Origin of the sequence: Bartonella sp. HY038 (assembly GCF_014117425.1) — a bacterium.
Lineage (GTDB): Bacteria > Pseudomonadota > Alphaproteobacteria > Rhizobiales > Rhizobiaceae > HY038.
Map to the genome: position 1 here is coordinate 2,744,432 of NZ_CP059725.1, position 24,940 is coordinate 2,769,371.

At 39.8% G+C, this 24,940-nt stretch carries 22 protein-coding genes and 1 other annotated feature; of the genes, 15 read left to right on the plus strand and 7 right to left on the minus strand.

Going from position 1 to position 24,940, the window contains the following annotated elements; all coding sequences use genetic code 11:
- Nucleotides 1–27: 27 nt before the first annotated feature.
- From H3299_RS11865 to H3299_RS11875, 3 genes are read right to left on the minus strand one after another with little or no spacing between them, the layout of a single operon-like run.
- Nucleotides 28–909, minus strand: a complete 882-nt coding sequence (locus H3299_RS11865; protein WP_182417870.1) for a F0F1 ATP synthase subunit gamma — start codon at nt 907–909, stop codon at nt 28–30.
- A gap of 18 nt (nt 910–927) precedes the next feature.
- Nucleotides 928–2,457 (minus strand): F0F1 ATP synthase subunit alpha, encoded by a 1,530-nt coding sequence (gene atpA, locus H3299_RS11870; protein ID WP_182417871.1) that lies wholly within the window; start codon nt 2,455–2,457, stop codon nt 928–930.
- Entirely contained in the window at nt 2,457–3,032 is a 576-nt protein-coding gene (locus tag H3299_RS11875; protein WP_182417872.1) for a F0F1 ATP synthase subunit delta, read from the minus strand. The genes atpA and H3299_RS11875 overlap by 1 nt, the downstream gene beginning before the upstream one ends.
- 582 nt (nt 3,033–3,614) lie before the next feature.
- On the opposite strand from H3299_RS11875, the gene rpsO reads away from it, so the two are divergent.
- The 6 genes from rpsO to H3299_RS11905 all read left to right on the plus strand — a co-directional run bounded on the left by rpsO (nt 3,615) and on the right by H3299_RS11905 (nt 11,683).
- Nucleotides 3,615–3,884: a 30S ribosomal protein S15 gene (gene rpsO, locus H3299_RS11880; protein WP_182419757.1), complete on the plus strand. Its 270-nt coding sequence runs from the start codon at nt 3,615–3,617 to the stop codon at nt 3,882–3,884.
- Nucleotides 3,885–4,307: 423 nt separating this feature from the next.
- Nucleotides 4,308–6,503, plus strand: a complete 2,196-nt coding sequence (pnp, locus tag H3299_RS11885; protein ID WP_182417873.1) for a polyribonucleotide nucleotidyltransferase — start codon at nt 4,308–4,310, stop codon at nt 6,501–6,503.
- A gap of 839 nt (nt 6,504–7,342) precedes the next feature.
- On the plus strand, nt 7,343–7,681 hold the full coding sequence (fdxA, locus tag H3299_RS11890) for a ferredoxin FdxA (protein ID WP_182417874.1): 339 nt from the start codon (nt 7,343–7,345) through the stop codon (nt 7,679–7,681).
- 482 nt (nt 7,682–8,163) lie between these two features.
- Complete coding sequence (locus H3299_RS11895; RefSeq protein ID WP_182417875.1) at nt 8,164–8,742, plus strand: CarD family transcriptional regulator; 579 nt, start codon at nt 8,164–8,166, stop codon at nt 8,740–8,742.
- Nucleotides 8,743–9,012: 270 nt separating this feature from the next.
- Nucleotides 9,013–9,064: a sequence feature (sul1 is cis-regulatory element that is thought to sense ions involved in sulfur or methionine metabolism; They are found in Alphaproteobacteria), on the plus strand.
- A gap of 149 nt (nt 9,065–9,213) precedes the next feature.
- Nucleotides 9,214–10,707, plus strand: a complete 1,494-nt coding sequence (locus tag H3299_RS11900; RefSeq protein WP_210276102.1) for a SulP family inorganic anion transporter — start codon at nt 9,214–9,216, stop codon at nt 10,705–10,707.
- 121 nt (nt 10,708–10,828) lie between these two features.
- Nucleotides 10,829–11,683 (plus strand): universal stress protein, encoded by an 855-nt coding sequence (locus tag H3299_RS11905; RefSeq protein ID WP_182417876.1) that lies wholly within the window; start codon nt 10,829–10,831, stop codon nt 11,681–11,683.
- Between the two features lie 45 nt (nt 11,684–11,728).
- Here the strand turns inward: H3299_RS11905 and leuB are convergent, their stop codons facing one another.
- On the minus strand, nt 11,729–12,841 hold the full coding sequence (gene leuB, locus H3299_RS11910) for a 3-isopropylmalate dehydrogenase (RefSeq protein ID WP_182417877.1): 1,113 nt from the start codon (nt 12,839–12,841) through the stop codon (nt 11,729–11,731).
- Nucleotides 12,842–13,340: 499 nt separating this feature from the next.
- On the opposite strand from leuB, the gene H3299_RS11915 reads away from it, so the two are divergent.
- From H3299_RS11915 to H3299_RS11955, 9 genes are all read left to right on the plus strand, one after another.
- The gene (locus H3299_RS11915) at nt 13,341–14,129 is read left to right on the plus strand and encodes a class I SAM-dependent methyltransferase (protein WP_182417878.1); all 789 of its coding nucleotides are present in this window, start codon (nt 13,341–13,343) and stop codon (nt 14,127–14,129) included.
- Between the two features lie 234 nt (nt 14,130–14,363).
- Nucleotides 14,364–15,317 carry a thioredoxin-disulfide reductase gene (gene trxB / locus H3299_RS11920; RefSeq protein ID WP_182417879.1) on the plus strand — a complete coding sequence of 318 codons (954 nt, stop codon included), beginning with the start codon at nt 14,364–14,366 and terminating at the stop codon, nt 15,315–15,317.
- 222 nt (nt 15,318–15,539) lie between these two features.
- On the plus strand, nt 15,540–16,445 hold the full coding sequence (locus tag H3299_RS11925; RefSeq protein WP_182417880.1) for a LysR family transcriptional regulator: 906 nt from the start codon (nt 15,540–15,542) through the stop codon (nt 16,443–16,445).
- A gap of 520 nt (nt 16,446–16,965) precedes the next feature.
- Complete coding sequence (locus tag H3299_RS11930; protein ID WP_182417881.1) at nt 16,966–17,781, plus strand: DUF4167 domain-containing protein; 816 nt, start codon at nt 16,966–16,968, stop codon at nt 17,779–17,781.
- A gap of 311 nt (nt 17,782–18,092) precedes the next feature.
- Entirely contained in the window at nt 18,093–18,590 is a 498-nt protein-coding gene (locus H3299_RS11935) for a hypothetical protein (RefSeq protein ID WP_182417882.1), read from the plus strand.
- Nucleotides 18,591–19,273: 683 nt separating this feature from the next.
- Nucleotides 19,274–19,648, plus strand: coding sequence for a hypothetical protein (locus H3299_RS11940; protein ID WP_182417883.1), 375 nt, complete (start codon nt 19,274–19,276; stop codon nt 19,646–19,648).
- 57 nt (nt 19,649–19,705) lie between these two features.
- Nucleotides 19,706–19,909, plus strand: coding sequence for a hypothetical protein (locus tag H3299_RS11945; RefSeq protein ID WP_182417884.1), 204 nt, complete (start codon nt 19,706–19,708; stop codon nt 19,907–19,909).
- Nucleotides 19,909–20,397: a hypothetical protein gene (locus H3299_RS11950; protein WP_182417885.1), complete on the plus strand. Its 489-nt coding sequence runs from the start codon at nt 19,909–19,911 to the stop codon at nt 20,395–20,397. Before H3299_RS11945 ends, H3299_RS11950 begins: the two co-directional genes overlap by 1 nt.
- Nucleotides 20,398–20,476: 79 nt before the next feature.
- Entirely contained in the window at nt 20,477–20,902 is a 426-nt protein-coding gene (locus H3299_RS11955) for a DUF2247 family protein (RefSeq protein WP_182417886.1), read from the plus strand.
- Here the strand turns inward: H3299_RS11955 and H3299_RS11960 are convergent.
- From H3299_RS11960 to H3299_RS11970, 3 genes are all read right to left on the minus strand, one after another.
- Nucleotides 20,899–21,822 carry a DUF1402 family protein gene (locus tag H3299_RS11960; protein WP_246708231.1) on the minus strand — a complete coding sequence of 308 codons (924 nt, stop codon included), beginning with the start codon at nt 21,820–21,822 and terminating at the stop codon, nt 20,899–20,901. The genes H3299_RS11955 and H3299_RS11960 overlap by 4 nt on opposite strands.
- 338 nt (nt 21,823–22,160) lie before the next feature.
- Complete coding sequence (locus H3299_RS11965; protein ID WP_182417888.1) at nt 22,161–23,483, minus strand: S41 family peptidase; 1,323 nt, start codon at nt 23,481–23,483, stop codon at nt 22,161–22,163.
- On the minus strand, nt 23,480–24,757 hold the full coding sequence (locus H3299_RS11970) for a murein hydrolase activator EnvC (RefSeq protein ID WP_182417889.1): 1,278 nt from the start codon (nt 24,755–24,757) through the stop codon (nt 23,480–23,482). Before H3299_RS11970 ends, H3299_RS11965 begins: the two co-directional genes overlap by 4 nt.
- Nucleotides 24,758–24,940 lie beyond the last annotated feature (183 nt).

The window sequence follows — 24,940 nt, forward strand, 5'->3', positions numbered from 1 at the left end:
AAATAATAGCAGGAAATAAAACGCTTATTACAGCGCTTCAGCACCTGCGATAATTTCAATTAATTCTGTTGTAATCTGCGCCTGACGTTGGCGGTTATAGGTGATCGACAATCTGTTGATCATATCGCCAGCATTACGCGTTGCATTATCCATAGCGCTCATCTTAGCACCCATTTCACCGGCAGCATTTTCAAGCAATGCCCGAAATACCTGAACAGTTAAATTTCGTGGGATAAGCTCATCAAGAATAGATGCAGCATCTGGTTCATATTCATAAAGCGCGCCATTGACATCAGCATTATCTGCAACAACGTCACCTGCACTTGCTGGGATGAGTTGCAAACGGGTTGGCTCTTGATTTATAACCGACTTAAATTCGGAATAAAACAATGAACAAACGTCAAATCCACCATCATTAAACAAGTTGACAATCTTGTTGGAAATACGCTGTGCATGAGCAAAACCAACTTGTTTGGCATCACGCAAATCAACATGATCAATAATAAGCTTGCTAAAGTCACGCTTTAGAATATCTGCGCCTTTTTTACCAACAGTAATCAGTTTTACCTGCTTACCATCTTGCAAAAGAGTGCGGATATATTCACGAGCATGACGCGCAATTTGCGAATTAAAGCCGCCGCAAAGACCGCGCTCAGCTGTACAAACAACAACAAGATGAACTTGATCATTGCCTGTACCTGCCATTAAACGCGGTGCATCTTCTGGGCTTACATTAGCAGCGATATTGGCAAGAACAGATGCCATACGCTGAGAATATGGACGCGCAGCCTCAGCTGCCTCTTGGGCGCGACGCAATTTTGCCGCGGCGACCATTTGCATCGCCTTGGTAATTTTTTGCGTCGCCTTAACTGAGGCGATACGGTCTCTGAGATCTTTTAGCGAAGCCATTAAACCGTCCCGTCAGTGTTAAGCAAAGTTCTTTGCATAATTGCCAAGCAATTCGACAAGCTTGCCTTTAAGCTCATCAGTTACCTGTTTTTGATCGCGAATGCCTTCAAGGATATCCTTGTGCTCGGTACGAAGCAAGGCTAATAAACCTTGTTCAAATTTACCGACCTGATTAACAGCAAGCTTATCAAGATAGCCGTTCACACCAGCGAAGATCACACAAACTTGTTCTTCGGTTTTAAGCGGTGAGAATTGCGGCTGTTTCAAAAGCTCAGTCAAACGGGCACCACGGTTAAGCAAACGCTGGGTTGCCGCATCAAGATCCGAACCGAACTGCGCGAAGGCAGCCATTTCACGATACTGAGCAAGCTCACCCTTAATCGAACCTGCAACTTGTTTCATTGCCTTGATCTGCGCTGATGAACCAACGCGTGATACGGAAAGACCAACGTTAACAGCAGGGCGAATACCTTGATAAAACAAATTGGTTTCCAAGAAAATCTGACCATCGGTAATCGAGATCACATTGGTTGGAATATAGGCAGAAACGTCATTTGCTTGAGTTTCAATAACTGGCAACGCGGTTAATGAACCTGCGCCATTATCGTCGTTAAGCTTTGCAGCGCGCTCTAAAAGGCGTGAGTGCAAATAGAAAACGTCACCTGGATAAGCTTCGCGGCCTGGCGGACGACGAAGAAGCAAGGACATTTGACGATAAGCAACAGCTTGCTTAGACAAATCATCATAAGCGATAAGAGCGTGCTTGCCATTATCACGGAAATACTCGCCCATTGCACAAGCTGCAAATGGAGCCAAATATTGCATTGGAGCTGGTTCAGAAGCGGTAGCTGCAACAACGATTGAGTATTCAAGAGCGCCGCGTTCTTCCAAAACCTTCACAAATTGTGCAACGGTTGAACGTTTTTGACCAACCGCAACATAAATGCAATAAAGCTTGTCTTTTTCAGGACCTGCATCATGCACTGACTTCTGGTTAAGGAAAGTATCAAGAATAATTGCAGTCTTACCAGTTTGACGATCGCCAATAACCAATTCGCGCTGACCGCGACCAACTGGAATAAGCGCATCAATGGCTTTAAGACCGGTTGACATTGGCTCATGAACAGACTTACGTGGAATGATACCAGGTGCTTTCACATCGACGCGGCGGCGTTCCTTTGCATTGATTGGACCTTTGCCATCAATTGGATTACCAAGTGCATCAACGACGCGGCCAAGCAATTCTGGGCCAACTGGCACATCCACAATCGACTTGGTACGGCGAACAGTGTCACCTTCACTGATATTACGGTCAGGTCCGAAAATAACGGCACCAACATTATCAGCTTCAAGATTGAGCGCCATACCACGGATACCACCGGGGAACTCAACCATTTCACCGGCCTGAACATTATCAAGACCATAAATACGGGCAATACCATCACCCACAGACAATACCTGACCAACTTCAGAAACTTCAGCCTCTTGGCCAAAATTCTTAATTTGCTCTTTTAGGATTTGCGATATTTCCGACGGTTTAATATCCATCAGCCGACCTCTTTCAGTGCAAGCTTGAGCGAAGACAATTTAGTGCGCAGCGATGTATCGATCTGTCGTGAACCTACGCGCACAACAAGACCGCCAAGAATAGCTGGATCCACAGTTACATTTAATGCAACATCTTTACCAACCACTTGACTAAGCGCTGCTTTCAACTCTTTTTCCTGTACGTCTGTTAACGTAAGGGCTGAGATTACCTCAGCAGAAACCTCACCACGCGCACGCGCAGCAAGAATATGAAAGCCTTTAATAATTTCAGGCAATTTATTTAAACGCCGATGATCGGCGATAACACGGAGAAAATTTCCAGTCAGCCCTTTTGGACCTGCACCATTAAGACCAGCCTTATTGGCGATACTATCAATAGCGGCAAGCTGTTGCTCTGCTGAAAATACTGGACTTTCAATCAAAGACTGTAGGTCATCATTTTTTGCAATTACTTGCGCAAAAGACGAAAGTTCTTTTTCCACAGCCTCGACACAGTTGGCTTCAGACGCAAGATCAAATAGGGACCCTGCATACCGCTGGGCAACTGATGAAATAAGCGAAGACGTTTCTGTCACGATTACTTGTCTCTTTCCCCAAGCATAGGCCCACCCTTAAAAAGGATTCGACCTTTCGGTTTCAATTAATTTCAGCACAATAGGCATTTTTTCAAAAATGGCAACACTGAAAGTTGAAGAGCATCTAGCATAGACATTCATGGCGTGCAACACCAAGCTGGAAGCCTTTTGCGCGGTTCCTTATGTTTTTCCACGTTTTTGCCATTATTTTTATGTGATATGGAAGACTTCTAATTTAAATAAAACTTGATTTAGCGCATAATCCCTTTGCTTACTATCAATCCGCAAGCAGGTGATTCCTCTCATTGTAGTTTCGCAAAATGCGCGATTAACCTAATTTATTTTTCTTACTAATCCCATGCAACTCTCTTTTAAACCTATCAATATTGGTGATGTTTTTGATATAAAGGACGCATTTAGAAGATAATTTTTCAAAACCCATAATAGCGGTGGTAATATTGCCGCAATTACGCTATAAGCTTGCCATTGTATTTAGGATTTAATTATCCATACATTTTTAACCCTTGTCTGGACGACATCCCGGCTAGGGCGTTTTTTCTTTAATTTTTGAAAGGATATATGATGTCGATTACTGCTGAACGTAAACAAGCTCTTATCAATGAATATGCAACAAAAGCCGGTGACACTGGTTCACCAGAAGTACAAGTTGCTGTTTTGTCAGAGCGTATTGTTAATCTTACCGAGCATTTTAAAACCCACAAAAAGGATAACCATTCTCGCCGTGGTCTTTTGAAGCTGGTTTCGCAACGTCGTAGCCTTTTGGATTACCTTAAGAAAATCGACCTTGCTCGTTATCAGACTTTGATTTCAAAGCTTGGTTTGCGCCGTTAAGCCAAATTGCCCTGTCCCATTTGAATATGGGGCAGGGTAAAATTTTTGAAGTTTACGCTTATGTTTTATCGGTTATCACCTTAAGATAATGAGTTTAATTTCACACAAAATACGATTATTTTTATAATATTGCTGATATTATAAACGATCATTTTGATACCTATTATTAATTGCTGTGAAAAACACTTTCTATCCAAGATTATGATAGGCATCAAAAAATGCATGTAAATTCGGGACTTGTCATGGGGCAGGATTGCTAGCCGCTTTAGATAGTTAACTCATGTGAATCTGCTTTCAATTAAAAGCTGCTTGTTGTCTTGCCCATGGCCCGTCTAAAAAGTGAACATATTTTATAATCTAATTGATCAATGGATGATCGATAATAAAATATGTTTTGTATGTTAAATGAATGAAAGACGAAGTATGTTTAATACACATAAAGTAGAAATCGAATGGGCAGGCCGCCCGCTTACCCTTGAAACCGGCAAGATTGCCCGCCAAGCTGATGGCGCAGTAATTGCAACCTATGGTGAAACCATGGTTATGGCAACAGTGGTTTCCGCTAAGGAAGCAAAGGCCGGACAGGATTTCTTCCCTCTTACGGTTAATTACCAAGAAAAAGCTTATGCAGCTGGTCGTATCCCAGGTGGCTATTTCAAGCGCGAAGGCCGTCCATCTGAAAATGAAACTCTTGTTTCACGCCTGATTGACCGTCCGATCCGTCCGCTTTTCCCTGAAGGTTATAAAAATGACACGCAAGTCATTGTAACTGTTCTTCAGCATGATCTTGAAAATAACCCTGATATTTTATCAATGGTCGCAGCTTCGGCAGCACTTACCATTTCTGGTGTACCTTTCATGGGACCCATTGGTGGCGCACGCGTTGGTTATATCAATGGCAAATATATTTTAAATCCAAATATCGATGAAATGCCTGAATCAAAGCTTGATTTGGTGGTTGCCGGTACAAGTGATGCTGTTCTTATGGTCGAATCAGAAGCACAAGAGCTTAATGAAGAAATTATGCTTGGTGCGGTAGTATTTGGTCAACAAGGCTTCCAACCAGTTATTGATGCAATTATCAAGCTTGCAGAAGTTGCGGCTAAAGAACCACGCGAGTTTGAGCCAGAAGACTTTTCTGAAATTGAAAAGAAAATGCTCAAATTTGCTGAAAAAGATTTGCGCAAAGCCTATCAAAATACTGTTAAACAAGAGCGTTATGCTGCTGTTGATGCTGTAAAGGCAAAAGTGCTTGAAAAATTCTTGCCAGAAGGCGAAGAGGCTGAATATGCACCAGAACAAATTGCAGCAGTATTTAAGCATTTGCAGGCGAAAATTGTTCGTTGGAACATTTTAGATACCGGCACACGTATTGATGGCCGTGATCTTGTTACTGTTCGCCCAATTGTTGCTGAAGTTGGCATTTTACCTCGCACCCATGGTTCTGCTGTCTTCACACGCGGCGAAACCCAAGCAATTGTTGTTGCAACTCTTGGCACTGGCGAAGATGAGCAATATGTCGATACACTTTCCGGCCTCATCAAAGAATCCTTCATGCTTCATTATAATTTCCCGCCATTCTCGGTTGGTGAAACAGGTCGCATTGGTTCACCGGGTCGCCGCGAAATTGGTCATGGTAAGCTTGCTTGGCGTGCGCTTCACCCAATGTTGCCTGAAAAAGCAAACTTCCCTTATACTATGCGTGTTGTATCAGAAATCACTGAATCAAATGGTTCGTCATCAATGGCAACCGTTTGCGGCACCTCGCTTGCTTTGATGGATGCTGGCGTTCCTCTCGCTCGTCCCGTTGCTGGTATTGCAATGGGCCTTATCAAGGAAGGCGATCGCTTTGCGATTCTTTCTGATATTCTTGGTGATGAAGATCATCTTGGCGACATGGATTTCAAGGTAGCTGGTACCGATCAAGGTATTACTTCTTTACAGATGGACATTAAAATCCACGGCATCACTGAAGAAATCATGAAGGTAGCGCTTGAGCAAGCTAAGGGTGGCCGTGAGCATATTCTTGGCGAAATGGCAAAGACCATTACCTCATCACGTGCTGAGCTTGGTGAATTTGCTCCTCGCATTGAAATCATGAACATTCCAGTTGATAAGATCCGTGATGTTATTGGTTCAGGCGGTAAGGTTATTCGTGAAATTGTTGAGCAAACCGGCGCGAAAATCAATATTGAAGATGATGGTACAATTAAGATTGCTTCTTCTGATGGTAAAACCATTGAGGCTGCAAAACGTTGGATCCATTCAATCGTTGATGAGCCAGAAGTAGGTGCGATTTATAATGGTACTGTTGTAAAGACTGCAGAATTTGGCGCCTTTGTTAATTTCTTTGGTCCTCGCGATGGTCTTGTTCATATTTCACAGCTTGCACCTGAGCGCGTTCAAAAAACCACCGATGTGGTAAAAGAAGGCGATAAGGTTTGGGTTAAGCTCATGGGCTTTGACGAGCGTGGTAAAGTACGCCTTTCCATGAAGGTTGTTGATCAGGAAACAGGTAAAGAACTTGCTCAAGACAACACAAGTGAAGATGCTGGTGACAATAATGATGGTGGCGACCGCCCAGAGCGCAAGCGCCGTCCACGCCGCAACAATGACTAAGTTAAGCTAAATTAAGTGTTAGTATTTTTGCCTATAGGCATATAAGCAGGGCTAACAATTGAGATTGACTATAAAGAAAGCAGGTACATCATGTGCCTGCTTTTTTATTTACGCTATTTTTTGGTGCTATGTTAAAGAGGAGGTGAAAGCAACTTCCAAGGTAATTCAGAATATTTATGGCTTATCATGAGATGCGTCATGATTTTTAAATGAGAAGTTTTTGACAGCTTAGAACCAAGATTTACGCTGAAGCAATGTCAGAAAATGAAACTTTATGAACCGTTTTTAAAAAACTGCAGCAATTGTTGCGATTTAAACATTATTTGTCAAAAATCGTATTTTAGAACACCTCCAAGGTTGCAATTTTTATGATAGGCTTTAAATATAGCAAAAATTACCAAGGTTACGATAATCTTTATATGCTAGAGACTTGAAACCGCTTCTTAAAAGGAGTAACTACTATATATAGAGTTAGCCCTTTAAAGTGTGACAGGCTTTTTTCGGTTTTCAATGATTATTTGTCTTGAAAAATTGTGCGCTATTTTTGATTGCACTTTTCAGGCTTAGTTGATTATTGGCTCTGGTGGTTTATGGGTAGGTCATGGATCTATTCATTATAGTTTTGACAACCACATGGTAAGCAAGACTGTAATAACCTTAAATCTGTCTCATCTGATGGTAATGACATTTTTATATACACTATTTAAAGTCCCAATTAAGCCTATGGTTTGATTTGGCATATTTGAACATAAAAAAATAGCACATTGCACATTTTACAAAGCTGTTAAAAATGCATGATGGAAGCGGTAAACACCTGCTTGTGATCCGGAGTTAAGATAATGACTTATGTCGTGACCGACAATTGTATTCGTTGCAAATATACTGATTGTGTTGAGGTTTGTCCTGTCGATTGTTTTTATGAAGGCGAAAATATGCTTGTCATCAATCCAGATGAGTGTATTGACTGCGGTGTTTGTGAGCCTGAATGCCCCGCCGAGGCAATTAAGCCAGACACTGAACCAGGTCTTGATGACTGGATGGTGCTTAATGCGGAATATGCTGAAAAATGGCCTAACCTGACCATTAAAAAAGACCAGCTTCCTGAAGCGGAAGAAATGGATGGGGTAACTGGAAAGCTTGAAAAATTTTTCTCACCTAATGCTGGTAGTGGCGATTAAGCCAGCTAAAAGCCGTCTTGAAGAGCGGCTTTCTCTTTCCATATAAAGAATCAACCAACACGTTTGAACTTTTCCTTGTTTCTCTAGTGGAAAAACACTAAGAAGAAGGTTAAATCGCTCTCTTTTGTTAAATTTTTGATAATAAGTTGATTCTTATTAAAAAAAGTGATATGGTTGCTATATTCTGTCGAGAGCAAAATCGTGACCTTACCAGTGTTTATCATATTTGATGTTGTTTATAATGGCTAATGAGATTATGGATTTTATCCAATAATGCTAGCCAATTTTTGCGCTTGTAAATTTGTTAGCGCATTAAAGGTTCTGAGTATGTTGGATTGCCAACAATTGGACAATATCACTTAGCCGATACTTCTGGCTTGCCTCACGCATATCGACTTACAAAAAATATACCGATTAGCCCTAAGGGTTCAACATGTGTTTTCGGCAATATCGTGCCGGACACAAAGGGAGAAAGTTAACCTATGTCATCCCAGCAGAAGAAGACCTCAGCCCACCATGGTTTTAACGCCGGTGAATCTATTGTTTATCCCGCCCATGGTGTGGGTGAGATTGTTGCCATTGAAGTGCAAGAAGTTGCAGGGCACAAGTTAGAGCTTTTTGTCATCCATTTTGAAAAAGACAAAATGCACGTTAAAGTGCCGGTTGCTAAAGCGCTTTCTATTGGTATGCGCAAACTTTCAGAAAATGATTTTGTCGATCGCGCCTTGAAAGTCCTGCAAGGTCGTGCACGCGTTAAGCGCACTATGTGGTCGCGCCGCGCCCAGGAATATGATGCAAAAATCAATTCTGGTGATCTTATTGCTATCGCTGAAGTGGTGCGTGATCTCTTTAGAGCTGATAATCAGCCTGATCAATCCTATTCTGAACGCCAGCTTTATGAAGGTGCATTGAGCCGGATGGCGCGCGAAGTTGCTGCGGTAAATGCGGTTTCTGAAACTGAAGCTGTGCGTCTGATTGAGGCCAATTTGGTAAAAAATCCTAAGCGCAATGCTAAAGCTGATGATCAAATTGATGACAGTGAAGAAGTTGAAGCTGCTTAATTTATAAAACTATTTTAAAAGCCGTGTTTTCTTTATTAGATAACACGGCTTTTTGTGTTTAATGGCATGCGGTTTGGCTTGCTATTTTTTAGGCAACGTGTCAAACGCAAACCCATACACTTCCATTTAAACAAATGGCCAAAATCTCACTTACAAAAACAGAAGCTTACTTACAAAATTTGAACGTGCAGACAATTATTTAGCGCTATAAATTTTACCTCATTTTTTCCTTGAATAATATAATAGAATAAGTATTACTTACTCTATTCCGTTGGACCTGTTTTTCAGGTGGCTATTCCGGGCGCCTATCCCCCGGCAACATTTATGTTAGAGCATTTTCAAATTCAGTTAAAACGACAAAATGCTCTCATTTTTGGGTTTAAAGCGTAATCTATAAAAGCGCATTTTGCTGCTTTATAATTATGCATAACACTTTGCCAGTGTAATTAAACCAATAGAAAGATTCATAACTTGAAAACTCGTGGTTTTGCTACCATTCGTCATGAATGGCTGGGAAATATTCGCGGCGACGTACTTTCGGGTACAGTTGTCGCCCTTGCCCTTATTCCTGAAGCGATTGGCTTCGCTCTCATTGCTGGGGTTGACCCAAAAGTCGGTCTTTATGCTGCTTTTTCAATTTGTTTTTTAACTTCAATTTTCGGTGGTCGCCCTGGCATGATTTCCGGCGCGACTGCAGCTGTCGCGGTGCTTTTTGTCGTTCTCGTCAAAGATCACGGCGTCCAATATCTCTTCGCCGCAACCATTCTCGCCGGTCTTTTACAAATGTTATTTGGGCTGCTGCAAATTAGCACATTGATGCGATTTATTTCCCAACCGGTAATGAATGGATTTGTCAATGCCTTGGCAATTTTGATTTTCATGGCGCAATTGCCAGAATTACTGGGGCAAAATGCCAAGCCCCTAACTTTCATCATGGTTGGCGTTGGCTTGCTTATTCTCTACCTCTTTCCGCGCCTCACTAAAGCAATCCCTGCCCCATTGGTTTGCATTATCGTGTTGACTGCCGCCGCCTATTATCTCAATCTTGATGTAAGGACGGTTGGGCAAATGGGAGATATTCCTGAAAGCTTACCAGTTTTTGCCATTCCAAGTGTTCCCTTTACCTTTGAAACTCTCATTATTATTTTTCCCTATGCTTTGGCAGCAGCTCTTGTTGGTCTATTAGAATCCTTGATGACCACCAATATTGTTGATGAATTAACCGATACTTATGGTAATAAAACCCGTGAATGTATTGGCCAAGGCATTGCCAATTCGGTTACCGGTTTTTTCGGCGGCATGGCAGGTTGCGCCATGATTGGCCAATCAATGATCAATGTTAAAAGTGGTGGACGCGGCCGCCTTTCATCATGCTTTGCCGGCCTATTCCTATTATTTCTCATATTAATTTTGAATGATCTGGTGGCGATAATCCCAACAACCGCCCTTGTTGCAGTGATGATCATGGTATCTATCGGTACATTTTCATGGTCGTCGGTTAAAAACATTCCTCGCAATCCTGCAACGTCTTCATTGGTTATGCTTGTCGTCGTTGCAGCTGTTGTTTACACCCACAACCTTGCCATTGGAGTTATTGCCGGCGTCATTTTGTCAGCATTATTTTTTGCTTGGAAAATTGCCCGCTTGATGACCATTACTTCAAACCTTAGTGATGATGGCCTTAACCGTACCTATCATATTGAAGGGCAGTTATTTTTTGTATCCGTATCAGGATTTACCCGTGCTTTTGATTTTGGGGAAGCATTGAATAAGGTGACTATTGATGTGTCGCGCGCTCATATCTGGGATCTTTCTGCTGTCACCGCCCTTGATCAAGTGGTGTTAAAGTTTAGGCGCGAAGGGGCAGAAGTGGGGCTGATTGGTATGAATAAGGCAAGCGAACTTATCATCAAAAAACATGCCGTTCATGATAAGGAAAATGCCAAACTACCTGCTGGACACTAGGTAAGTCACTCATTAAACTAGCCACATTGAATAAAGCATTTTTACTTCTATATTAAGTATAAATGCTTTATGTTTTGAATTTATTAGCGCGTAGCATTGAAACTTTTGAAAAGGGCACATCATGACCCATATTCTTTCACTCATTGACAGTTCCATCTACGGTCCCAGTGTTTGTGACTTGTCCAGTTGGATAGCTACGCGCCTTAGCGCAACCGTGGAGCTTGTTCATGTTATCGATAAAAGCGAAATGCATGAACAATTAACTGATTTAAGTGGCTCCATCGGTCTTGGCGCACGCAGCGCCTTGCTTACTAAACTATCCGACCTCGACGCAGAACGGGCACAGCTTGCTAATAAGCATGGCCGTGTTCTTCTTGATGAAGCAAAAGAGCGGCTTGAAAAAAGTGGCGTTCACAATATAACCATGAATTTGCGCCATGGTACTCTGCTTGACGTGATGGAAGATTTAGGAAAAAAAGCCGATTACATCATTCTTGGCAAGCGCGGTGAAGGGGCAGATTTCATTAAACTCCGACTTGGCTCTAATGTTGAAGATGTTGTGCGTAGCAACCAAAACCCTACATTATTGGCGGCGCGACAATTTAAACCAATCAGCAATTTTTTAGTGTCTTATGATGCAAGTGCTGCGATTGAACGAGCCATTGACTATTTATGCCAAACACCACTTCTTAAAGGTCTTGGTTGCCATCTTATTATGGCGGGAAGTGAAAACGATAAGGATTTTGATAAGTTAAATGCAGCAGCGGTCAAACTGGTTGCAGCCGGCTTTGATGTTAAAGCCGATATTATTAATGGTGCTGCAGGTCCAGTCATTAAAAACCGCGTTGAAAAAGATAATATCGATCTTCTCATTATGGGTGCTTATAGCCACTCGCGTATAAAGCAATTTTTTGTTGGCTCTACCACCACGGAACTTATTCGGGGTTGCCTTATCCCAGTTATGCTGTTTAGCTAAACAAAAGCCTTCGGAAAAATTCTCCGAAGGCTTTTAAAATCAAGCTTAAACAATAATTGTCTTAAAATGAGCAAGGATTGCATCACCCATTTCACTGGTGGAAACTTTACGCATACCATCAGAATAAATATCACTGGTGCGAAGACCATCATCCAATGTGCGTGAAATGGCTTTTTCAAGCTTAGCAGCTTCTGCATTAAGCGAGAAAGAATAACGAAGACACATAGCAAGAGACGCAATCATCGCAATTGGATTGGCAATACCTTTGCCAGCAATATCAGGGGCTGAACCGTGCACAGGCTCATACATCGCTTTACGCGCGCCAGTATTTTCATCCGGCGCACCAAGCGAAGCTGACGGCAACATACCAAGAGACCCGGTGAGCATAGCTGCAACATCAGATAAAAGATCGCCAAAAAGATTATCAGTTACAATTACATCAAATTGCTTAGGTGCGCGAACAAGCTGCATGCCACCAGCATCAGCCAACATATGATCAAGCACGACATCGCTAAAACGATCTTTATGAGTTGCATTGACCACTTGATGCCATAAAACGCCTGACTTCATGACATTGCGTTTTTCCATTGAAGTGACGCGGTTGCCGCGTGTGCGGGCAAGATCAAATGCAACAGCTGCAATGCGCTCAATTTCATAAGTATCATAAACTTGTGTATCAATCGCACGTTGCTCACCATTACCAAGGTCAATAATTTCCTTTGGCTCACCAAAATAAACGCCGCCAGTTAATTCGCGCACGATTAAAATATCAAGGCCTTCCACCAATTCAGGTTTTAATGAAGATGCATTAGCAAGGGCTGGATAACAAATAGCAGGACGCAAATTAGCAAAAAGACCAAGATCTTTACGAAGACGCAAGAGACCAGCCTCAGGACGCTTGTCGTAAGGAACATTATCCCATTTTGGACCACCAACTGCACCAAATAAAACTGCATCAGCATTTAATGCGCGCACCATATCATCATCAGATATTGCAACACCATGAGCATCATAGGCTGAACCACCAACAAGCCCCTCGTCACAAACGAAATCCAAATCAAGCTCATTGGTCATATAGGTGATAATTTTACGCACCTCGGCCATAGTTTCAATACCAATACCGTCACCTGGTAAGAGAAATAATTTTCTTGCAGCCATTCTGACACCCTCAATTGCTAATGTTAAACAAAATACCGACCATTTGCTTCATTTTAAGCAAATAAATATGGTGCAACAATAGAACCGGATTTGATCAATTACAATATGACTCTTTAAATTTTGATCACGCACTTATCAATTAAACCAACCAGCATTTTTTAAAAACATAAAAAAATGAAAAACCAATGCTTGAAGATATGTTTTGTATAAAAATACTAAATTAGCAACCAATATTATATTGTTATAATAATTCTAATTTCATCGATGCAAAAAAAATAAAAATTATTACAATTATCAGCTAGGATTACTTAAAAATATCTGATAATCATTTCCACCGACGTAATTTTAAATTAGTTTTATTCAATTTAAAATTTCTATATTAATAAAAATAGAAGTCTATCAACTGGAAAATGCTTGTTTATTAAAAATCATAATGGATATGAACACTATTTCCAATAAATTAGACTATTAATATATTAAAGCTATACAGAGAGCCGAAATGGAAACTGATAATATATTATCCAAATTATATGCGGATCATGATGAAAAAACATCTGACAAATGGTCTATATATATAGACACTTATCACAACCAACTCAGTTCCTATCAAGACAAAAATATCAATATGCTTGAAGTGGGGGTTCAAAATGGTGGCTCTCTAGAAATATGGGCCAAATATTTTAAAAATGCCCATATTATTATTGGCTGCGATACTGACCGTCAATGTGCAAATTTGAAATTTGATGATGCCAGGATCAATGTGCTGATTGGGGATATAAATCAACCCACGACAAAAGAACGTATTTCATCAACTTGCCCAAAATTTGATATTATCATTGATGATGGCTCACACAAATCCTCTGACATAATTGCTACATTTTGTAATTATTTCCCCGATCTAAAAGATGGTGGCCTTTTTATTATTGAAGATCTACATTGCAGTTATTGGAAAGACTACCAAGGTGGCTTATTTGCGTCTCAATCAGCAATTCAATTTTTAAAACTTTTAGTTGATATTGTAAATTTCGAACATTGGGGATTACCAATATCTAGAGCTGAATATCTTGAACCTTTTTTAAAAAATTTGGAACTAACACTCACCGATGAATGTCTTTCTCATATTCACTCAATTGAATTTGTAAATTCTCTATGCATTATTAAAAAAGCACCATCTGCTAAAAATCTGCTTGGTGGACGGATTATTGCAGGAAAAAACGCTTTAGTGAATGCTGATGTTTTGGGATTGAATAATACGACGTCCACTGCACCCAAACAAACTGAAAAGTGAAATGGCAAGCTCTAGAGTTTAAAAATCTAACTTATTCATTTAATATGCATTTCATATGTATTTTTAATTCACCATATAGGCTTCACCGTAACAAGCGGCTGAGATAGGCTTAACTGTGTTTAAGCATTGCAAATACACTTGCAACGCTTGCAAATTAAATCACATGATCCTAGTTTAACATTCAAATAGGCAATCTACGCCTGCATCATAAGTAAACATCAAGAAAGGGAAGCTATGTCCGAGCGCCATACTCCTGTATTAATCATTGGATCAGGCCCTGCAGGCTATACTGCAGCAATTTATGCAGCACGCGCAATGCTGAAACCTATAATGATTACTGGCCTTCAACAAGGCGGTCAACTTACCATTACCAGCGATGTTGAAAATTACCCAGGCTTTGCCGACCCTATCCAAGGGCCATGGCTGATGGAACAAATGGCTAAACAAGCGACACATGTTGGTGCTGAAATTATATTTGATCTGGTGAGTAATATTGATCTTTCATCTCGTCCTTTCAAAGCAACAACCGATTCTGGTAACGTAATTTTTTCTGACGCTGTTATCATTGCAACCGGTGCGCAAGCACGTTGGTTAGGCCTGCCTAGTGAACAGAAATTTATGGGCGGCGGTGTATCTGCCTGCGCCACATGTGATGGTTTCTTTTATCGCGGCAAGGATGTTGTGGTTATTGGGGGTGGAAATACAGCAGTTGAAGAAGCGCTTTATCTTTCCCATATTGCCAAAAAAGTAACTATTATTCATCGCCGTGATAGTTTTCGTGCTGAAAAAATCATGCAAGACCGCCTTATTGCCCGCGAAAATGTTGAAGTCATCTGGAATCATACAGTTGAGGAGATTGTTGGAACTCAATCCCAAGGATCGCTCGGTGCAACTGTAAATGGTGTTCGCATACGTAACGTTGCAACAGGCAAGGAGCAATCTCTCAGTACCGATGGGGTATTTGTCGCTATTGGTCATGCGCCGGCGGTTGCATTATTTGAAGGACAGTTACAGCAAAAAGATGGTGGATATTTATGGACAAAGCCCGATTCTACCGCCACCAATGTGCCAGGTGTTTTTGCTGCAGGTGATGTAGCTGATGATGTCTATCGCCAAGCCGTAACCGCCGCTGGACGGGGCTGCATGGCTGCCCTTGAGGCAGAACGCTTTCTAGATCAAAATACATGATTTAAAGAATTGTTAACTAAAAAATTAAAGCCAATTTGTTCACGAACCATTCACTTAATTGCTTTAATTTGGGGTTAACACTTTTAAATCATAAACGCGCCCCATTGCTTTGGCATAAAAGAACAAAATTAGACTAGACAAAAAGCGCGTAAAATTAATAAAAAAATTCTTATTAATTTTAACAATTGATAAGAATTTTTAAACCGGGGATAGGAAACTATTGTGGCAGCACCATTAGATTGGGATAAATTGCGTATTTTTCATGCTGCAGCAGAGGCGGGCTCTTTTACGCATGCAGCACAAACATTGCGCCTTTCACAGTCTGCAATTTCGCGCCAAGTGAGTGCATTAGAGCAAGATGTTGGCGTTCCCCTTTTTCAGCGTCATGCTCGTGGCCTCATCTTAACCGAACAAGGTGAAACACTATATCGAACCGCGCATGATGTTTTGATGAAACTTGAAAATGTGCGTTCCAAACTTATTGAAAGTAAGGAGCGGCCTAGCGGCCATTTACGCGTTACCACAACTTTTGGCATGGGTTCTGGTTGGCTTGTAGAGCGCATCCCTGAATTTTTAAGCCTTTACCCAGATATTCAGTTGCAATTATTGCTCGATGACGAAGAATTAGACCTTACCATGCGCCACGCCGACTGCGCTGTGCGGTTGCGTCAGCCACAACAACCTGACTTGATCCAAAAGCGGCTATTCACAGTACACATGCATGTCTACGCATCTGCAACTTATATCGCGGAAAACGGCAGACCAAACGAGCTTAATGATCTTGATAGTCATAGAATAATATCATTTGGTGAACCCGTGCCATCATATCTTTCAGGGTTAAACTGGCTAGAAATAGCTGGTCGCAACGGTGAAACACCACGCACGCCTACATTACAAATTAATAATATTATTTCAGTCAAACGCGCTGTCATGCGTCATATCGGCATTGCCGTGTTGCCTGATTATATCGTTAATGCGGATGATCAACTCGTACGACTTTTTCCAGATTTAACTGATATTCCATCTTTTGATACTTTTTTCTGCTATCCTGAAGCGCTACGTAGCTCAGCAAAGCTTAATGCATTTCGCGATTTTATTTTTTCAAAAGCCCGAAATTGGTCGTTTTAGGCCGTGATGAGGCTTGACCAAATTGAAAATTTATTTGCTAATTCGAAAATATCACTTGTTGCATTTATGCAACTTAACTCAAAAAATACACAACTTACATTTACCTTTTTAAAATAATCTTTATAAGAAAAATAGAAATGTTTTATTTTCTATATTTCACCCAATAAGAGACTTTTTAGATAAATTTTAAAAATTAGCTTGATTTATTCAAAATTTTGTGGAGAATATCGAATATTAAAAACAAAATGGTTTTTAACTTTGAAAAAGTGCTTGGCAATTGCGCCAATGATGGTTAATTATCCAAAACTATATGATAGAAATGGGAAGTGATTTGTGTTTTAAGCACAAGATCCGCTATCATCATTTGGTTCTTCAGCATAATATTCGCTTAAGAGGCAAATTTTACCGCCATTATTGACATTGTGCGTGTCAATATAAGAGTGGTTTTTTCAGTGAATTTCAGCACTGGCACAAGATCTCTATAACAGACAAGATCTCTATAACCAAAAAAGAGTAAATTATGAGGCCACAACAAAATAGGCGTATGCGTGGACGCAGCAATAATAACAATAACAGCAATAATAACAATAATCGCAGAGGCCCAAACCCTTTAACCAGAAACTATGAGAGTAGTGGGCCAGATGTTAAAATTCGCGGAAACGCCCAACATATCGCTGATAAATATTTGACTTTGTCACGAGATGCTCAATCATCTGGCGATAGAGTTATGGCAGAGAATTATTTGCAGCATGCAGAGCATTATATGCGCATTATTTTGTCAGCCCAAGGGCACATACAACAAAGTAATAATCGCGATGAGCAAAATGATGATAATTTTGAATTGGTGACCACTGATACAAGTGAGACCAATGAAAGTGAGCCTGTTGGAACAGGTCCGCAACCCGTTTTGAACAGTGACCAACTGGAAGCTTCATTTGATCAAGAAAATACTGAACACAATGGTAGATCACATGAACGTTCTTATAATGGACGCAAAACCAATGGCTTACGTCGAAATCCACGTCAACCCCGTACTCCTCGCAATAATGAGCGTAACTTTGAACGTGTCACCACTGCACAAAATGACCAACGCACCGATGATGCACAAGAAGTTGTAACTGTTGTAACGCAAAATGAACCTTTGGTTAAAGCGGTTGAACCAGTGATTGCTGCGGTTGAAACCATTGACAAACCAGTTAGCAAGCCACGGGCAACAAGAACCCGCGCACCTAAGGTTGTTGCAGCTGCGAGCGAAAAAAACGACGAAGCTGCGGTTGAGAAGCCGCCTCGTAAGCGCCGTACCACTAAAGCTGAGGCTGAGCAAACAGAAGCTTAGTTGCCTGTTTATTTCAACCACTCATTGCTGTTCGCAATTTGAAATGCTTTAAACCTTATAAAAAGGGAGAAATATAGAATACTATATTTCTCCCTTTTTTTTCTAAGCGACCTAAGTTTTAATTATTCTTTTGTGTTCTAATAGCTGTAGACAATTTATTAAACGACAAGCTTGCAGTAAAAAAATTGGCGAAAATAGAGTATAATATATATTTCGACTTTTCTTTTTAAAAAAATATATTTATTTTGTATAATTATGTGTTTCCCTATTGATAAAATTGTTCAGTAGACCAAAAATTTATAGGTATAAAAATGGATAAAATATACAATCTGTCACCATTTGAAATTATAGTTATTACATCTGTATTAATCTATTTTATATTTTATGGTATTGCAAAATTCTATAAAGCTCAGAAAAAATTTATTTATATTACTATAGCAATTGCATCTGTTGGCTTAGCATTTGCTTCTACATCAATCTTTATTTATCCATGGTATCAGATAAAACAAATTGAATATCTTGCCAACAGAAATCTCCCCAAAAATTTAAATGAAAATACAATTTTAGAAAAGATCAAAATTACCCATTCTACTTACCATTATTTCTATACTATTATTGATAATGATCAAAAATTTGATTTTGATAAATCATTTGCAAGACCGAAAGAAGAAATTTTTGAAACTGAATTGGTTGGTACATTTTGTACTATTCTTAAAAGAAACCAAAAAGTTGAAAATTTGTTAGCGACTTACACCTATAAAGGTAAAACCGTTGAGTTTTCATTTACTCAAAACGACTGCAATAAATAAACTAGCCACATTTATGGGTTTTTATAAATTTAACTGTTAAAGGCATTTAAACCAATAAGCCTTAACTTCAAGATCACCCTATTTCAACCTAAGGCTTTAGCTCTTAATCACAAATAAACGATTACTCCTCTTGAATTTTTAAATTCAATAATCAAAGCCTTGGGTTATAATTAATGTTCTCAATCAAAATCATTAATTATTTTGGGGACGCATCTATTTAGCTCGCAAAGCCGCTGAGCTTGGTATTGATAAAGTTGATGAAGTTCAATTTGTATTATTCTATAAAAAGCAAATTTGGTCGTGACACTTAAGTTAAAACACTTATTTTGATGTCTTAGAGCGCCATAAACAAGTTTGCATTGACAGTGTACCAAACGCCTCAATAGACATGTTGCCGGGCATTTTGATGCAAGTAACGTGGTTATTGCCTTAGCAATACTTTCGCGAGATTGCATAAATACAATGGCATGATCGACTTTGGTTATAGATATTTTCGCATTGATCATACTACAGATGAATTTGCAAGATAGGTTTCATACCAATCGTATCCAAGATTTTTGCAAATTAGCCAAAATTACCCCACCAAATTCAAAGCCCAAATGAAAATATTTCACTTACACCTTAAATGGACATAAATGGAGATTGATCAACTGCTTTGGCGATAAAGCAAAAATCGTGTTAAAATGGCTAAGATTAAATCCATTTCACTAAACAAGACCCAAAAACATTTAATTCGAGCCGGCCAAATGACCAAAAGCCAACTACAACATTTTATCAAACAGAAAAATACTATTTATCAATTAGATGATGAAAGCGTAAAATTTTTCGAAGGGTTAGTGCTAAGTGATCAACATGAATCTGAAATATTTTTTCAATACTTTAATAAATTTCAACATGTCACAACATCTGAATGTTTTTCGACTGGTTTATTTTATCTTACCAGCATAAATCGTGACTATATTGATTTTATTATTGAACACCAATATTACTCAATGTTCTGCGTAGCGGCTTTTAATTTACGTCATTTGAGCAATGATATAAATCATATTATCATCTAAGATGCCATTTTTAACTATTACATCAATCAATTTGAATCTGCCCTAAAGGCTAATTCAGTGATTAATTTTACCCATGGTGCTTTAAGTAGCCAAGATCCATTTTTTAATGCTATGAGAACGGCAATTGACCATTTTTGCAAGGATCGTGATATTATTATGCCTGAAGCCTTAATGGATAGCTTTTATAATAAAGAAAGCAACCACTATAAGAAGATAAAACACTTATTAAAGCCTTGTGACAAGAAAGCAGCGAAATCATAATGGATTGGCAAATTAAAGCTGATGAGCTGATAAAAATTTATCCTTTTGCAAAGTTACCAGATTTAGCTTTTGGGATATCAGGCCAATTACTCAATAGCGATGAAGCACAAAAGTTTATTGTTTCAAGCCTTGACAGTCAATCTGAGCAGCAGCTTTTTGACCTTGCTATTGAAGCTGATAGCTTTACATTTATCAACAAAATCAATAGCCATTTAAATCATGTAAACGAATATTATCAAAAGAAGCTCTGGGGCTATATTTTCCTAAGCTGGCTTAAGTTTTATGCAGATTATCATCCAAGCAGGTTTAAATTGCTAGACGATATTTTTATCGCATTAGAAAGGCCAGAATTTTTATTACCGCTTGAGGAATATTATCAATTTTTTGATGATCTAAGTGCCGTCGTTAATTACCGGGATGAGCAGCGGCAAATAATATTAAAAAAGCTAGCAATCGAGTTAAAACTACCTTTTAGTGAAAAACCATAGTAAATGTTATTATTGGTCAATTAAAATGTATCAACAAATACTTCATCATGAACTTTTTAATATTTTGCCAAATTTATCAATGGCCGATTTAGCCTTTGGAATAAAAAACCATTTTTTAACGGTGGACCAAGCAAAAAAATATATAACTGAAAGTCTCACTGAAAATTCATCTGCTGAACTTTACGCCCTTATCCTTGAAGATGATAACCATGTTGTTTCGCATGTAATATTATCTCATTATGATGAGTATGACACCTTCCATCAGCAAAAGCTATGGAGCTATATTTTTTTAACTTGGATTGACACTTATAAACCATTGGATCATAAGCGCTTTTCCTATACCGATTATTTTGTTGGCAATTTAAACTATCCAGAAGCGTTGAAAACTATTGTTTCTTATTTCCCATTGCCGAGAGGACAAGCAGGTGGGTTTGATTGGTTAGATAAGCAACGCCACTTAATACGACAGGCCTTGGCCGAAGAACTTCAAATTAACAAAGATTAAAATAAAGATTCAAGTTCTTTTGCCTTAGTATTTACAAACCAACCATAATAATTTTCTTCAGGATATTTAATTGGCTTATTCTCTGATTTAAGCTGCTTATTCAAACTTGCTAAAGCACGCGCACGCTCATCCGCCCCGCCCGTATTATAAAGAGTTGATGTGAGGCCGGGATTTTTAGAAATATCCATATCAGCAATTTGGCGATAAGAGTCTATCGACTGACGAATTGTTGCTGCAATATAAGGCAAGGTCAAATCGGGATCCATAATAGCACGATACACTCCATCACCATTTTCAGCTTCAAGCTTTGGAAGACCTGATATTTGATGAACGCGATCAGAAACTTTTAAAGCGGTAAGCGGATTCACCTGCCCTAGCCCAAAAGTCTGCCCCGCATAGAAGGGTTGAAAAAACACCGCACTAAAACGATTTTTAGGAAAAGACTTGCCATCAACAGTTTTGCCGCTAAATTTTTCGTTCCAAACTTTTTCACGGCAAGACCATAGGCGATAGCTATCAGTAAATTGTTTACATGTTTCAAATTGTGGTCTTGCTATAAACGCACCGATTTTCTCCCCCTGATAGGAAAAACTCACCCCTTGCTTAGCCCAAGACATGCCTTTGACATAATAGGTTTGAATGCGATCATATACATCAACATTATAGGTGTGTTCCCCAATGATCGCACCAGCAATATGAACCGGCGAAATACCATAGGCTTTTGCGGTTGCTTCAATGCGCTTACGCAAGCGCGCATCATTTTTAATGAAGCTAAAAACCTTGTTGAATTTTGCATCATAGGTCGTTGCAAGCTCGCGGGTCCGGCGTGCTGATGCACCTGGGATTGGAGGTTGAACCTCATTGCGATTGCCCGCAGGCACAACCGTCGCCGCGCCCAAATTCTGCATGGTGACCATCATCACAAGACTACTCGTAAAAACCAATTTTCCTAATAATTTTAGAAAGCGGTCTTTATGTTGGATTGCATTTATCATGAACAACTCATCAAACAGAATGGGGGCAAGGTTTAAAACACGCAAGGATTTCTAGAACCTTATCATACAAAATTATCTAATAATTAACCATAAGTAATAAGTCGAGAGTAATTTTTAATTTAGCTGATGATCACAGGATATTGTTGCAAATCTGCACTTATTACTGAACTTTAAGCAGCAAATTATAAATTTATTTTTTAAATTAAAAAATACCCGCCTTGCAAAAACAAAGCGGGTATTTTGAGTAAAACTAAAAATAGTTTTTATTGTGGTAGGTCCTTATCAGGATTTGGTGGGAATGCAGGATTTTTATCCTCGCCACGCAATAATTTTAATGCTTCACCAAGCTGCACATCATCTTTAGGTTCTTTTGGAACATAAGCTGCAGATCCTGAACCCTTTTCGTCCTCATTATTGCCTTTAATGTGGTTTTGAAGTTCTGATTCTGCAATGCTTACATTTTTGCCCTTAAGTTCATCTGGCAATGGTTGCTCCACCAAAATGTCAGGTGTGATACCTTTACCCTGAATTGAACGGCCAGCCGGTGTATAATAAAGTGCAGTAGTTAGACGCAGCGCACCATTTTCACCAAGTGGTATAATGGTTTGTACAGACCCCTTACCAAAAGATTGCGTACCAAGAATGGTCGCACGGTGATGATCTTGTAAAGCGCCAGCTACAATTTCAGATGCACTTGCCGAACCGCCATTGATTAAAACAATAATCGGCTTGCCCTTGACTAAATCACCGGGGCGAGCGTCAAAGCGCATGATGTTTTGCTCATTGCGGCCACGGGTTGAAACAATTTCCCCTTTATCAAGGAACGCATCTGAAACGCTTACCGCCTGATCCAAGAGACCACCAGGATTGAGGCGCAAATCAAGCACATAGCCTTTGAGCTTATCTGCTGGAATTTTGCTTTCAATGTCGTCAATTGCCTTTTTTAGATCGGTGCTGGTTTGCTCGGTAAATTGAATAATGCGGATGTAACCAACGTCATTTTCAACACGGTAGCGTACTGCCTTAACTTTAATGATGGCACGCTTGATAGTAATATCAATCGGCTTATCGGCACCTTGGCGCACAAGGGTAAGAGTAATATCGGTACCTACTTCACCACGCATAGTATCAACAGCATCATTTAAAGATTTGCCGCGAACTTCTTCACCATTAATTTTAACAATTAAATCGCCAGCAAGAACACCAGCGCGTGATGCCGGAGTATCATCAATTGGTGCAATAACCTTAACGGCGTCATTTTCCATGGTTACTTCTATACCAAGACCACCAAATTCGCCCTTAGTTGACACCCGCATATCGTTAGCAGCTTCTGGGTCAAGATAAGATGAATGCGGATCTAGCGATGAAAGCATGCCATTAATTGCACTTTCAACCAATTTTTTATCATCGGGCGGCGTTACATATTGATCGCGCACCCTTTCGAAAATATCGCCAAAAACGGCAAGCTGGCGATAAACATCTGTGTTTGTCTTATCCGCACTCGGCGCCGCATAAGACTGCACCATAATCATGGAAGTTGCCCCCAAAAGCGCTCCTGCCAGTGCAATAGTTATTTTACGAATCATCCTTGTCCCTTTCCGGCTTGACCTCGTACCCACCAAGATTCGGGGTCAACGGGCTTTCCTTCTTTTCTAATCTCAATGTAAAGCATTGATACGCTTTTGCCTATATCCAATGCAGTTGCGCTCGCAATAAATTGTCTGTCCATTGAACCTATTGGTTCGCCTTGCAAAACAACTTGTCCCGGCGTTACATCCAATTGCTCTAGTCCGGCAAGTATAATATGATAATTTTGCCCAACATCAATAATTAACATTTGCCCATAGGAACGAAAACTGCCTGCATAACGCACAATTCCTTCCGCTGGACTTAAAACAATAGCTCCCGCATCAGTCTCATAGGTTTCGCCTTGCGAATTTTTACTAAATCCAGAAACCTTTCTACCCAATACAGGTAAAGCCAAACGACCTTTCAACTTATTAAAATCAGCACGTAACGCTAGCATTGTCGGCTCGCCTTGCTGATTACCGACAGCGTCTCCAAATTGAAACTTACTTTGACGTTCCAATTCGACAACAAGATCTTGCACGGACTGAGCCTTTTGCGCAAGTTCATCCATATGCAAGCGCTCATTTTCCAAACTTTCTTCAGATTTTTGTTGCAACTTAGCTTTTTCAGCCAATAAAAGTTGTAAACGCTTCTTTTCCTGCCTTTGGGCAGAAACTGAATTTTCAAGTTCTTGTGTTTCGTGTTTGACTTCGCTTTCGACAACCTCAAGCTCGCGTAAGGTAACATTTAATGCTTCCATGCGTTGGCGCATATCTGGAACAACCGCACCAAGAAGAGCCGCACTGCGCACCGCTTGCAATGCATCATCAGGATGGACAAGAATTGCTGGTGGAGGCTTAAGACCAAGCCGCTCTATAGCAGCCAATACTTCAGAAAACTCAGCGCGCCTTTTTGCAAGTCTTTTTTCAACCACTTGTTTTTCATCGAATAAACCAGCAAGACGAAATTCACCACGTTGAACGGCTTCAGCTAAGTGCCGCTCTTGGCTAGCGCTATCTACCAAAGCTTGCGTCAAACTATGTTGGTCTTTTTTCAAACCATCTACTTCTATTAAGAGTTCTGCTGCTCGCTCCTTGGACAGCGTCATATTTTGCTCTATTTCTTCCAAGGCTTTATTGGCTAAGGCTTTACCATCATTTGGGCGATTATCTTGCGCGAAAACGAAATTTATAGAAAATAAAACGAAAATAGCAACTAAAGCCAAATGCAAACTTACAGCCAAACGCTGCCCCGCAGCCAATTGAGGCAGCGGAAACAAATGCTTATCCATATTTGGGCGCTTTAGAGTTTTAATCATGACACTTTATATGAGGTGATATTGGCAAAAATCAGATTACAAATATTTTTTGGCTTTTACTAACGATTTTTATTCTATTATTACAAATAATTAATATAAAACTAAAACACTATAAATTTTATAGTAATTGATATTTCAAAACAACAAAAACAAGCC